The following is an 11,917-nucleotide window of genomic DNA, read 5'->3' as shown; positions in this document are numbered from 1 at the left end:
GGGGGAGCGGGTGGCGCACCTGCTCAACGGGCGGATGCTCGACTACATGGAGGTCGACGCCGACTACGCGCTGGTCAAGACCCGCCCGCCGAGGGACTACACCGGAGTGCCGCTCGGGGAGACGAATCTGCGCCGCAAGTACGGCGTGACGGTGGTCTGCGTCAAGGGCGAGCACGAGGAGTTCACCTACGCTGACACCGACACCGTCCTCGGCTACGGTGACGTGATCATCATCGCCGGGAAGATCGAGGACGTGGAGCGGTTCGCCGCGCTGTGACGCCCTTGCCGACCGGCCCGCCCGGCGAAGCGCACCCGCCCTTCCGACTGGCGTCGGCCGCCTCGCACGCGTGCGTATGCTGCGCCTCTGCGGTGATCGGCCATGGGCCTTCCCCTGACGCCCGATGAGTTCACCGACGAGCCTGCCCGCCGAGCAACCGGGTGCCGCTCTGACCGCCTTGGGCCGGTACGGCGGACGCAACACCGCCGCTGAACACGGGACGGAAGCGGCTCGGCTCGGCGACATGATGCCCCACCGGATGTACCTGACAGGCGCCCTGCGGGGCGGCGGCGGGTTCACTCACGAGCAGCGATCAGGTCGCCTGCACCCCCACGCCTGCGGCTTGGCTCACACCACAGCTATTCGGTGTTGCTATATACCGGTAGTCAGCGTTACTGTGTACCAGTAGTCGGCGTCACCAAGTAGCTGGAGGGAGGTGCTGCCGTGGGCAAGCTCGTGACGGAGATGCTCAAGGGAACGCTGGAGGGCATCGTCCTGGCGATCCTGGCCGGCCGGCCCGCGTACGGCTACGAGATCACGGCGCAGCTGCGGGATCAGGGCTTCTCCGACATCGCCGAGGGCACCATCTACGCGCTGCTGGTCAGGGTCGAGCAGCGCGGCCTGGTCGACGTGGAGAAGGTCCCGTCCGAGAAGGGCCCGCCGCGCAAGGTGTACTCCCTCAACGCTCAGGGCCGGGAGTACCTCGACGAGTTCTGGAGGACTTGGAGCTTCCTCGCAGAACGGCTCGAACAGCTCCGCGAAGGAGGCAAGTAGCCATGACCACAGGATCGAACGAACCAAAAAGCCGCTACCTGCGGTACCTGGAGGTGGTCACCGGGTCGCTGGAGGACAAGAAGCGCTGGTGGCAGTACAAGGCGCGCGTCAAGCAGCTCCCCGACGACTACCGCACGGCGGCCGAGGCGCTGGAGCGGTACCTGATGCACTTCGGGCCGGCCGACGGCGCCGGTGCGATGGAGATGTTCGCGGACCTCACCGACCTGCTCGAACAGAGCGCGGCGGACGGAACCCCGATCCGCGACCTGTTCGGCGACGACCCCGTCGAGTTCGTCGAGGCTTTCATGGCCAACTACCCCCTCGGCCAGTACCGGGCCCGCGAACGCAACCGCTTCACCGGCGCCATCGCCCGCGCCGCCGGCGAGGACACCGCACGAGAAGGCAGGACCGTCTGATGACGACACGGCAGGCCCCCGGCGATCCAGGTGCAGGGCCTGGAGAAGTCGGGTGCGCGCCTCGCAGAGCACCAGCCGGCGACCTCCATCGTCAACGCCGTCCGCGCCCTGTTCACCCAGCGGCCGGTCGGAACCCGACCTCTGGATCGCCCTGGCCTGGTGCATCGGCATCCTCGTCGTCGCGTACGCCTTCGCCATGAGGACCTACCACCGCAAGATCGCCTAGGCCGGCCGCGTGCCCGCCCATCGAAAGGAGAGGTCATGAACGATTCCGTCCACACCCTCGCGGCGATGCCGGCGGCGCGCCGGACCGGCTGCCCCTTCGACCCGCCCAAGGAACTGATCGAGGCCCGCGAGCACGGCCCGATCAGCCGCTTGCCCTTCCCCGACGGGCACCAGGGCTGGCTGGTCACCGGCTACGACCTGGCCCGGTCGGTCCTGGCCGACCCGCGGTTCAGCTCCCGCAAGGAACTCATGCGCCACCACCCGCTCATCGACTACGGTGACATCGAGGTCCCGCCGGCGCCGCCCGGCGAGTTCCTCCTCATGGACGAGCCGCAGCACAGCCGCTACCGCAGACCGCTGGTCGGCAGGTTCACCGTACGGCGGATGCGGCTGCTCACCGAACGCGTCGAGCAGATCACCGCCGAGCACCTGGACACCATGGAGAAGGCCGGGCCGCCGGTCGACCTGGTGGCCGCGTTCACCAAGCCCATCCCCGTCATCGTGATCTGCGAGCTGCTGGGCGTGCCGTATGCGGACCGGGGCCGCTTCCAGGAGAACATCGACATGTTCATGAACGGGGAGACCCGCGACGAGGAGCTGATCGCGGCCTACACCGCGACCCAGCAGTACCTCGCCGAACTGGTGGCCGCCAAGCGCGCCGACCCCACCGACGACGTGCTCAGCGACCTGCTCGACAGCGACCTCACCGACGAGGAGCTCAAGGGCATCGCCCTGATCCTGCTGGCGGCCGGGTTCGACACCACCGCGAACATGCTGGCGCTGGGCACCTTCGCCCTCCTGCAGAACCCGGCGCAGCTGGCCGCGCTGCGCGCCGAACCTGCGCTCGCCGACCGGGCCGTCGAAGAGCTGCTGCGGTATCTGAGCGTCGCCAAGCAGTTCCACCGGGTCGCGCTGGAGGACGTCGAGCTGGACGGCCACACCGTCACGGCCGGCACGACGGTCATCCTGTCCCTCAACACCGCCAACCGCGACCCCGAGCGCTTCCCCGACCCCCACGCGCTCGACCTGCACCGGCAGAACGGCAGCCACCTGGCCTTCGGCCACGGCGTCCACCAGTGCCTGGGCCAGCAGCTCGCCCGCGTCGAGATGCGTGTCGCGCTCCCCGCGCTCCTCAACCGCTTCCCCACGCTGCGCCTGGCCGTACCCGCCGAAGAAGTCGTCCTGCGCCCGGAGACCGCCGACATCTACGGGGTCAAGAGCCTGCTGGTCACCTGGGACGCGTAACCACCGGCCCGCGCCTGCCGCATCGACGCGATCGGCGACGTCGACATGCTGCCGCAGACGCCGGGCGGGCTGTCGGCGATGCTCGGCGAGGACCGACCCCCTTCGTGCACCCGCCCGCCTCTCCTGTCCACCGGCTCGGCTACCAGGCGGGAAGCTGCGGGCGGCCCACCGGGCGCCGTCGGTCTCGGCGTAGCCGCTCGGCACCTCGCTGCCGGACGGCAGCAGGTAGCGGCGCCCGTCACCGGACCGCCGCGCCACCCGGTAGCCGGCGACGGTGGATGCCATGAACGGTCCAGCGATGACGCCCTCGGGGCTGCGAACCGGGCCACGCCGAGCTCACCTCCGGCCCCCGTGCGTCGCTGACGGCTGCCCATGAGCACCACGCCGAGACGGGGCCCGCAAGATCGAACACTCGGATCGACAACTATAGATAAGGACATTCATGATGGGACAAGGCAACCACGGCTTCCCTGCGGCAGGGCTGCGCGGACCGCGCGAGGCGCTGGCACGGCACGTCCGGTCCGGGAGAACTCCCGGGCCGGCCGCCCTGGTCGACCGGGGCGGCCGGACACACGCCGAAGCGATCAGGACGACGCGCGATGACGGTGACGCGCCGAGGCGCCGGCACACCATCTTCCGGCCGGTGGCGGTCACAGCGCTGGCGGCCGGGCTGCTGGCCGGGACGATCGCACCCGCGGCGGCCACCGCGGGTGCGGCCACCGTGGACAGCAGCCCGGCCGTGTCGAAGGCCGCCGCCGGGCAGGACCGCCCGGAGCTGCAGAAGGCCGTCCAGGCGTTCGTCGACGCCGGTCTCCTCGGGGTGCAGGTGCGCGTGCACGATGAGCGGGGCGGGTGGGCCGGCAGCGCCGGGCGGCGCAAGCTGGGCGCGAGCGCGAAGCCGCCGACGAACGGGCATTTCTGGGTGGGCAGCGTCACCAAGACCTTCGTCGCGACCGTGGTGCTGCAGCTGGTGGCCGAGGGCGAGATCGGGCTGGACGCCCCGGTGGCCGGCTACCTGCCCACGCTCGGGCTGGACCGGCGGATCACGGTGCGGATGCTGCTGCAGCACACCAGCGGATTGTTCAACTACACCGGCGACCTCGACCCCGACGGGACATGGGTGCCCGGTCTCCCTGCGACGGGCAAGGAGTGGCTGGACAACCGGTTCCACTCCTACCGGCCACAGGAGCTGGTGCGGTTCGCGTTGTCCAAGCCGGTGAAGTTCGCGCCGGGGACGGACTGGAGCTACTCCAACACCAACTACACGCTGGCCAGGCTGCTGATCGAGAAGGTCACCGGCCGCTCGTTCGACGCGGAGCTGAAGCGGCGGATCGTGGGGTCGCTCGACCTGAAGGGCACCGTGGTGCCGGGCGACCGGACGCGGCTGCCCGCGCCGTACGCCCACGGCTACTTCCGCTACCAGGACACCGGCCAGTGGAAAGTGGCCGACGTCTCCCGCCAGAACCCCTCCCTGCTGGCCGGCGCCGGTGACATGATCTCGACCACCAAGGATCTCCACACGTTCTTCTCCGCGCTGAACGGCGGCGAGCTCCTGCCCGCCAAGCTGCTGGCCGAGATGCGCGAGCCGCACCCGAAGAGCGACCCCCTCTACGGCCACTACGGCCTGGGGATGTTCGTGAAGGACCTGGGCCCGGCCTGCGGTACCGTGCTCAACCACAACGGCAGCCCTCCGGGAGGGTACGCGGCGCTGATGTACAGCACGCCTGACGGCAGCAGGACCCTGACCGCCTCGCTGACCGTCGGCGACGCCGCATTCGACCTCGCCACGTATCCGAAGCTGCTGGACGGGCTCGTCAAGGCGGCGTTCTGCGGCGGGCAGGCCGCGAGCTGACCCGGCTGTGCCGGCGGCGGTGGCCCGCGCGGTGTGCGGCGTCAGCCGGGCGGGGTCGACGCCGGCCGCCGTGGCCGGGCCCGAGGGCGGGGTGCCTGCGATGGCCTGGCCGGAGGCGTGCTCAGGCGAGCAGGAACTTCAGGCGGTCGTCGGCCAGCCACGGCGCGATCTCGACGATCTCCGCGCTGACGACGTCCTCGGTGACGAACGGGTCGGCCGCCACGCGGCTCTCCAGGTCCTCCCGCGAGGTGCCGTGGGCCACGATCGCGCCGCCCAGCCCAGGCTGGACGCCGCCGACCAGCAGGAACACGCCGTCGTCGACGCCGCGCCTGATCCATTCCTGGTGGGCGGGCATGTATTGTTCGGCCGCGCTCTTGTTGGCGGAGAACCGCAGCAACACCACGAACATGTGGTCCCTCTCGGATTCGTTGAATTCGGTTACGTCAGGCGTTCGCCTGTGTGCCGTCCTCGGACGCGGCGTGGGTGGCGCCTGCGGAGTACCGGCCCAGCCAGTCGTGCATCCGCTGGACCTCGCGGTGGATGAAGTCCTCGTCTTTGAAGGCGTGCGCCAGCGTGGCGACGCCCTGGCTGAAGGCCAGCACGTGCATCGCCAGCGCGTCGGCCTGTTCCGGGTGCCCCAGCTGGGCGAACTGCTCGCGCAGCCAGGTGCGAAAGAGGGTGAACAGGCCGCTGGCTTCGTCCAGCGCGGGGTGGCCGAGCTTGGCCAGTTCCGTGGTCATGGTGCCCACCGGGCAGCCGTAGTCCTGGATGTCGGTGCGGTTGGTCACCACGATCTCGACGAACCTGCGGATCCGGTCGGCGGGGTCGGCCTCCTCGGCCTCCCAGTGCGTGAGCATCCGCCGTCTGGCGTCCAGCCGCGCGGCGATCACCGCGCGCAGGATGTCGTCCTTGGACTTGAAGTGGTAGTAGAAGTTGCCCCGGGAGATGTGCACGGCCTCGGCGATCGCCGCAAAAGACGTGTGCTCGTACCCCTGCCGGTAGAACAGCTGATCGGCAGCATCGACGATCTGGGTCCGGGTCGTTTCCGCCCTCACGGTCTTGCACCTCCCGCGTTGCCGGCCACTTCGCGAAACCGCCTTAGGACGTTTGTCCTACAGGAAATATTAGGACACTCGTCCTATGCGGCGTCAACCGGGCCTGGCGGTCGACCACCGGCCGCACTGCGGCGGCGCGCCCGGATGCCGGCGACCGATACCGGCGGCATCGGGGGCGGGGGACGGCCCGGCTGCCGCAACGGCCGCCAGCAGGACGGCAGCACCGGGCTCGCCATGGATCCGTCCGGCCGCCGCGGCAAGATCACATGTCGCGGACGGCGGCGACACCATCTCTCGCTTGACTGAACGGTCAAGCAGGGATAGCTTTTGACCGTTCAGTCAACTGAGGGGGATGATCATGCCGAGCGATACCCGGGAGCGCATCGTCGCGGTGGCCCGCGACCTCGTCCACGGCGCCTCGCTGGCCGAGGTCAGCATTGATGACGTCTGCCGGGCCGCCGGCGTGCACAAGGGCAGCCTGTATCACTTCTTCCCCTCCAAGGACGCTCTCGGCGCCGCCGTGCTGGAGCTCAACTGGGCGATGATGAGCGCGGTGCTGGAGGAGGCGTTCACCGACGACGTCGCCCCCCTGGCGCGCATCGACCGGTTCGTCGAGGCCTTCGCGCGGATGCTGGGGCTGATGCGCCAGAAGATGGGCACCACGCCCGGCTGCCCGCTGGGCAACCTCGCCGCCGAGCTGGCCGCCCATGGCGGCGAGGTCCGGGTGCGCCTGGTGCGCGCCCTGCGGGACTGGACGCGCTATTTCGCCGATGCGATCAGCGAGGCCAAGGGCCGCGGCGAGATCGAACCGGCGCTCGACCCGGACGCGGCGGCCACCCGGGTGATCGCCCACCTGCAAGGGCTCGCGCTGCTGGCCAAGGCCTACGACGACCCGGACCTCGTGCTGCGCCTCAAGGACGACCTGCCCCTGCTGCTGCTGAACCCCGCCCGCTGACGTCACGCCCCCCAGACGGACGCTTCCCGCGTCCCGCGATTTGACCGTTTGGTCAACTGCCGTGCATCGAGAAGAGGAATGATGACTCCCCCGCCCGCCGCCGCTCCTGCCCGCTCCGCGGACGCCTACCGCTTCACCCGCTTCCGCACCCGCCTGCTCATCGACGATCTGACCTTCGACCGGCACGCCCCCGGCCCGGGCCGGCCGGTGCCGGACTTCGACCTGCCCACCCTCGACGGGGACCGCTTCCGCTCCGGCGACCTGGGCCCGCTGCCGGTGCTGATGGTGTTCGGCTCGCGTACCTGCCCGGTCACCGAGAGCGCCGGCCCGGTGCTGCGCGCCCTGCACGCGCGCTTCGGTGACCGTGTCCGCTTCGTGCTGGTCAACACCCGCGAGGCCCATCCCGGCGAGGCGTTCGGCCAGCCGCGCACCTTCGAAGACAAGTGGGCCCACGCCCAGGAACTGCGCCGCCACCACGGCGTGGACTTCGAGGTCGCCGTCGACGACATCGACGGCGACCTGCACCGCGCGATGAGCCCCAAGCCCAACTCCGCCTACCTCATCGACCCGCGCGGCACCATCGTCTACCGCGCGCACTGGGCCAACGACGAGCGCGGCCTGCGCGCCGCGCTGGAGCAGGTCGCCACCGGGCGCGCGCCCCTGCGTGACCGCAGCCGGGCGATGGCCGGTCCGCTGCTGCGCGCCGTCGGGCACCTGCCCGGGGTCGTCCGGTTCGCCGGCGGCCAGGTCGAACGCGACGTGTGGCGGGCGGCGCCGCCACTGGCCGTCCTCGGGCGCCTGTCGCGGCTGCTCCCCTGGATGCCGGCCGACCGACGCGGAGTCGCCGCCGCCGCGGTGCTGGCCGCCGGGCTCGCCGGCGCGGTCGCCGCGCTCGCCCTACTGCGATGAACGCCCGCCGTACGGCCGGGCGGGTAAGTCCTGCACCGGCTGCCGCGCTCCTTTCCCATCGTCGACGGCGGCGTTGACGAACGGGCAGCCGCGGTAGGCCGGGTCCGACGGCTGCTCGCAGAAGACGTCGAAGAGCGCCAGCACGCGCCCGGCCGGGTCGTCGGCGCGGGTGTGCACCTCGGCTTCGACGTAGAACAGCGCGTCGGCGGTGGCGTGCTGCCGCCCGCCCTGCAGGAACGTCTCGCGCCGGCCATCGCCGAGGCCAACGGCTGCAGCTACCGCCTGCCGGCCCACACCACGGTCGCCCGCAACGTCTTCGCCAACTACGTCAACGAGGCCCTCGAGGTCGAGTGGCCGCTGGTCACCCCTGAAGTACTGCCGCCTCGCGCCGATCAGGTTGACCGGCGCGATCGGGGCCCGGCAGATGCGCGCACCCGCCGCACGGCAAACCCCACGAGCAGAAGCCGAACGCGAAAGGCACCACCCTCGCTCTCGGTCTGCAGGGTAAAGGCGGCTCAGGCCCGGACATCGGCGCGCGGCCGCCCAGGAGCAAGACCGGCGCTTCTCCGGGAAGGGGTTAGCGGTCACGGATGGCGTGCCTCGGTCGCGCCCGAGCCGTCTCGCGGTGAGGGCGCGGCGTCGGTCTGTTCCACGTCCCACCGGTCGAGGAGCCTGGGGAACTCCCGGGCCATGAAGGCGTACATGTCGCGCATGCGCTCCAGTCGGGCGCGGGCGGCGGGATGGTCGCCCACCGCGGCGAGTCCCTGCTCGGCCAGCGCGGCGAAGGCGGCGAACTCGGCCATCTTCGCCCGGAACGCGCGCCCGAAGACGTCGTCGGTCAGCCGGTAGTGATCCCGCCGGGCCCGCGGTGGGCGGTAGCGCTCGACGAGCCCGCCCCGCTCCAGTTGCTGCAGCGCCACGCTCATGCTGCTCTTGGCCACTCCGAGCCGCGCGCACAGCCCGGGGGCGTCGGTGGCCTCGCCGGTCTCGGCGAGCAGGCATCCCATCACCCGGCTGGCCGTGCGGCTCAGGCCCAGCCGCTCGAAGTACAGCCCGGCGCTCTCCACGAATTCCTCGACGTCCGCCATGAAGAACATCTTAGTTTGTTCGGAATGTTCCGAACACAATAGGATGTTTGTATGCCCCACCCCGAACCCCTCACCATCGCCATCACCGGCGCCAACTCCGGCATCGGCCTGCGGGCGGCGCAACGGCTGGCCGCGGACGGCCACCGGATTCTGGCCCTGTGCCGCGACCTCCACCGCGGCCGCACCGCCCTGGAGGCGATCAACACCGGTGCCGCCCGTCCCGCGACCCTCGTCGTAACCGACCTGGCCGACCCCGACTCCATCGACGCGGCCGCCCAGAAGATCTCCGGCGAGGCCGGCCACCTCGACGTCCTGATCAACAACGCCGCGGTGTTCGACCAGACGAGACGCACCCCCGCCTTCACCGCATCCGGGCATGAGCTGTTCTGGGCGACCAACCATCTCGGCCCCTTCCAGCTCACCGCCCGCCTCAGCCCGCTGCTCGCCGCCGCCCCCCGCCCCCGGCTGATCAACGTGGCCAGCAAGGGGCTGGTCACCATGCCGCGCATCGCGATCCGCTTCGACCGGCTCGACGATCCCGGCTGGTACAGCCCCACCAGGGCCTACTACCACGCCAAACTCGCCCAGATCATGACCGCCTACACGCTGGCCCTGCGAGCCCGCGACGCCCTGGACGTCGCCTGCGTCCGGGTGCCCGCCGTACGGCTCGACGCCGACCGCGTCGCCGCCCTGCCGCGGATCCTGCGCGCGCTGTACGCGCCCAAGAACCGGCTCGCGATCCCCGCCGAACGCCTGGGCGAGACGTACGCGGCCCTGGCCACCCGGACCGGCACCTGGCAGCAGCACGCCGACCCCGCCGCCGCAGGCCGGTCCGCGCTGCGCGGCGTCTACGTCGACGAGAACCTCCGCCCGGTCGACGCCCCCGCCTGCGCCTACGACGCCGGAGCCCGCGAGCGCCTGTGGACCGTCTCCCAGCAGGCCACCGGCGACCTGCCCTGGGCCCGGTGAGCGACCGGCTCCCGCCTGCGCGACCGGACCGACGGTGAGCCCGGATCAAGGCGGCGTCTGATCACGGTTCCCGACCCGGCCCGGTGATCCGCACGAGCCGGTCCGTGACGACGCCCGTGGAGGTCAGCTCCGCGCAGGCGGGGGCCGGCTGCCGGCCGGCCGTTGCGGACGGGCGGGAAGCGTCACGGTGAAGCACGCACCCGGATCGGCTGGAGTGTGGACGACGTCGCCGCCTTGGGCCCGGGCCAGTTCCCGGGTGATCCACAGTCCCAGCCCGATCGATTCCGGTGCGGTGTCAGCGCTGCTGAAGCGGGAGAACAACGCTTCGCGCCTGTCGGCGGGAACACCGGGACCGTGGTCACGGACACTGATGGCGATCATGTCGTCGGCGACGGGGCCGGCGCTGACGACGATCGGCGGCTCGCCGTGGCGCACGGCGTTGACGAGCAGATTGATCAGGATCTGCTCCAGCCGCTGCGGGTCGGCGAGGACCTCCGCCTCGCCGGCCATGTCGACGCTGACGGGCGCGGTGATGTAGGTCAGTGCGTCCTCGATCGCATCGCGTACCGAGACGGCCTGGACGTCCAGGCGTAGCCGGCCCTCGGTGTCGATGCGGTCAGCGTCCAGCAGGCTGACGGCCAGACGGCGGATGCGTCCGGTCTGGCGTAGCGCCATCTTCACCATCTCACGGCGTTGCGCGGGTGGCAGGGCGTCGATGTCGTCGTCCAAGGTCTCCAGCGCGAACTGCACCGTGGTCAAGGGTGAGCGCACGTCATGGGCCAAGGTGGCGGTCAGCGCGGCGCGCCAGCGTTCGGCCCGGCGGGCCTCGTCGTGAGCGCGCTGGATGACGGTGCGGTCACGGCGGTGATAGTCGACTTGACGGGCGATCAGCAGGCCGATTACCACCATCGCCGGGATGAAGAGCGCACCGCCGATGAGAGCCAGGACCCCTCGTCCTGCGGCGATCAGGGGTGTCAGGTAGGCCACGGCGGCCGGCAGCGCCAACACCAGCACCGCGCGCGCGGAGAAATGCAGTCCCACCCAGACGAACAGCAACATGAAGAACGGCGCGGTGCTACTGGCGACGCCCCTGTAGGCCCATATGGTGGCGGCCAGCAGGCACAGCGCGGGCAAGGTGAGCACCAGCGGCCAACGGGCATCGAATCGGTCCCAGGGCAGCAGCCACGCGGTCATGGCCACGGCCAGCGCTGTAGCGCCGATCACGAAGAGCGGAGCGGAGCGGGTCGACGGCAGCACCGCAGTGGCCGCGGTCAGTCCTGCGGCCAGAGCGAACAGCGCGGCCGCCTGCCGCGCGGCGAAGGCGGCGCCTTCTCCCAGCAGGGCTCTCATGTAGCCGCCACCCCCTTGCGGCGTTCATGCCCTCTTGTCCAGGAAAGCACATGTGACTCGTTTCCGTGCCGCGGGCTGGGGACCTTCATCAAGACCACGTCCTACGTGGTGAGTTCGAGATAGCGCTCGTGGCAGGTCAGGGTGAGAGGCCAGGTCAGTGGAGGAGTGGCACTCATAACGGGCGCCGGGCGCCGGGCGTCGGTGGCCGGAGAGCCAGGCGATGGTGCGCTCGATCACCCGGCGGTGGCGGTTCGGCCGGGTGCCGGGCTCGATGCCCTTGCGGGCGATCCGCACCCCGAGACGCCCGCCACGGCCTGTTCACTTTTCGTCGTCCTCCCCGCTGACCCGGCGGAGGGCGTCCGGCAACCCGTGCGGGTGGAGGTGGGGCAGCGGTCCCGCGCCTGGATCCTCACGCAGTTCCTTCACCAGCGCCACACAGAGCAGGAGCATGACGACCACGAACGGCAGCGCGACCAAAATCGTGGCCTGCTGCAGCGCCTCCAGTCCGCCGGCCAGCAGCAGCACCAGCGCGATCGCCCCGACCAGCACCCCCCACATCACCACCAGGGGCCGGGGAGGGTGGAGCGAGCCCCGGCTGGAGAGCGAGCCGAGCACCAGGGAGGCCGAATCCGCGCTGGTGACGAAGTAGAGCGCCACCAGAGCCCCCGCGATCACGGTGGCGAGCGAGCCGAGCGGCAGGTGACCGAGGAGGGCGAACATCGCCGACTCCGCTCCTTCCGTGATCTTTCCGGTGAAGTCCGCCGCGCCCGACAGCTGCAGCCATACGGCGCTGCCGCCGCTG

At 71.0% G+C, this 11,917-nt stretch carries 15 protein-coding genes; 9 read left to right on the top strand and 6 right to left on the bottom strand.

The genetic code is table 11. The features are described from left to right. The 6 genes from IEZ06_RS34850 to IEZ06_RS34830 form a co-directional block, all read left to right on the top strand. Positions 1–277, top strand: a 277-nt coding sequence (locus IEZ06_RS34850) for a cation:proton antiporter regulatory subunit (RefSeq protein WP_189240934.1), incomplete at its 5' end; no start/stop codon positions are given. A gap of 124 nt (positions 278–401) precedes the next feature. Next, complete coding sequence (locus IEZ06_RS37810) at positions 402–686, top strand: DUF6245 family protein (protein WP_373293989.1); 285 nt, start codon at positions 402–404, stop codon at positions 684–686. 35 nt (positions 687–721) lie between these two features. Further along, on the top strand, positions 722–1,051 hold the full coding sequence (locus tag IEZ06_RS34845) for a PadR family transcriptional regulator (protein WP_189240933.1): 330 nt from the start codon (positions 722–724) through the stop codon (positions 1,049–1,051). A gap of 2 nt (positions 1,052–1,053) precedes the next feature. Further along, positions 1,054–1,467: a DUF1048 domain-containing protein gene (locus tag IEZ06_RS34840; RefSeq protein ID WP_189240932.1), complete on the top strand. Its 414-nt coding sequence runs from the start codon at positions 1,054–1,056 to the stop codon at positions 1,465–1,467. 261 nt (positions 1,468–1,728) lie between these two features. Then, complete coding sequence (locus IEZ06_RS34835; protein WP_189240931.1) at positions 1,729–2,937, top strand: cytochrome P450; 1,209 nt, start codon at positions 1,729–1,731, stop codon at positions 2,935–2,937. A gap of 643 nt (positions 2,938–3,580) precedes the next feature. Further along, a complete protein-coding gene (locus tag IEZ06_RS34830; RefSeq protein WP_229799118.1) occupies positions 3,581–4,789 on the top strand; it encodes a serine hydrolase domain-containing protein in 1,209 nt (402 codons plus the stop codon). A 121-nt stretch (positions 4,790–4,910) separates the two neighbouring features. Here IEZ06_RS34830 and IEZ06_RS34825 read toward each other — a convergent pair whose 3' ends face one another. Both IEZ06_RS34825 and IEZ06_RS34820 read right to left on the bottom strand, forming a co-directional pair. After that, positions 4,911–5,198 (bottom strand): YciI family protein, encoded by a 288-nt coding sequence (locus tag IEZ06_RS34825; protein WP_189240930.1) that lies wholly within the window; start codon positions 5,196–5,198, stop codon positions 4,911–4,913. Between the two features lie 34 nt (positions 5,199–5,232). After that, complete coding sequence (locus IEZ06_RS34820) at positions 5,233–5,844, bottom strand: TetR/AcrR family transcriptional regulator (protein WP_189240929.1); 612 nt, start codon at positions 5,842–5,844, stop codon at positions 5,233–5,235. Positions 5,845–6,202: 358 nt separating this feature from the next. Here IEZ06_RS34820 and IEZ06_RS34815 point away from each other — a divergent pair, with 358 nt between their 5' ends. Together IEZ06_RS34815 and IEZ06_RS34810 are read left to right on the top strand one after the other, a co-directional pair. Further along, on the top strand, positions 6,203–6,799 hold the full coding sequence (locus tag IEZ06_RS34815) for a TetR/AcrR family transcriptional regulator (protein WP_189240928.1): 597 nt from the start codon (positions 6,203–6,205) through the stop codon (positions 6,797–6,799). Positions 6,800–6,877: 78 nt separating this feature from the next. Beyond that, positions 6,878–7,708 (top strand): TlpA family protein disulfide reductase, encoded by an 831-nt coding sequence (locus IEZ06_RS34810; RefSeq protein ID WP_189240927.1) that lies wholly within the window; start codon positions 6,878–6,880, stop codon positions 7,706–7,708. Here IEZ06_RS34810 and IEZ06_RS34805 read toward each other — a convergent pair. After that, a complete protein-coding gene (locus IEZ06_RS34805) occupies positions 7,697–8,002 on the bottom strand; it encodes a hypothetical protein (RefSeq protein ID WP_189240926.1) in 306 nt (101 codons plus the stop codon). The two genes, IEZ06_RS34810 and IEZ06_RS34805, sit on opposite strands and share 12 nt — an antisense overlap. Before the next feature lie 290 nt (positions 8,003–8,292). Next, entirely contained in the window at positions 8,293–8,796 is a 504-nt protein-coding gene (locus IEZ06_RS34800) for a GbsR/MarR family transcriptional regulator (RefSeq protein ID WP_189240925.1), read from the bottom strand. Between the two features lie 51 nt (positions 8,797–8,847). On the opposite strand from IEZ06_RS34800, the gene IEZ06_RS34795 reads away from it, so the two are divergent. Then, entirely contained in the window at positions 8,848–9,765 is a 918-nt protein-coding gene (locus tag IEZ06_RS34795) for an SDR family NAD(P)-dependent oxidoreductase (protein WP_189240924.1), read from the top strand. A 123-nt stretch (positions 9,766–9,888) separates the two neighbouring features. On the opposite strand, the gene IEZ06_RS34790 is transcribed toward IEZ06_RS34795, so the two are convergent. Both IEZ06_RS34790 and IEZ06_RS34785 read right to left on the bottom strand, forming a co-directional pair. Next, on the bottom strand, positions 9,889–11,115 hold the full coding sequence (locus tag IEZ06_RS34790) for a sensor histidine kinase (RefSeq protein ID WP_189240923.1): 1,227 nt from the start codon (positions 11,113–11,115) through the stop codon (positions 9,889–9,891). A gap of 318 nt (positions 11,116–11,433) precedes the next feature. Next, positions 11,434–11,917 (bottom strand): BCCT family transporter (locus IEZ06_RS34785; protein ID WP_189240922.1); only part of this gene is annotated, 484 nt, incomplete at its 5' end.

It is taken from the genome of Planomonospora antibiotica (assembly GCF_014647955.1).
GTDB classification, from domain to species: Bacteria; Actinomycetota; Actinomycetes; order Streptosporangiales; family Streptosporangiaceae; genus Planomonospora; species Planomonospora parontospora.
This window is presented reverse-complemented; position numbering and strand designations above follow the sequence as displayed.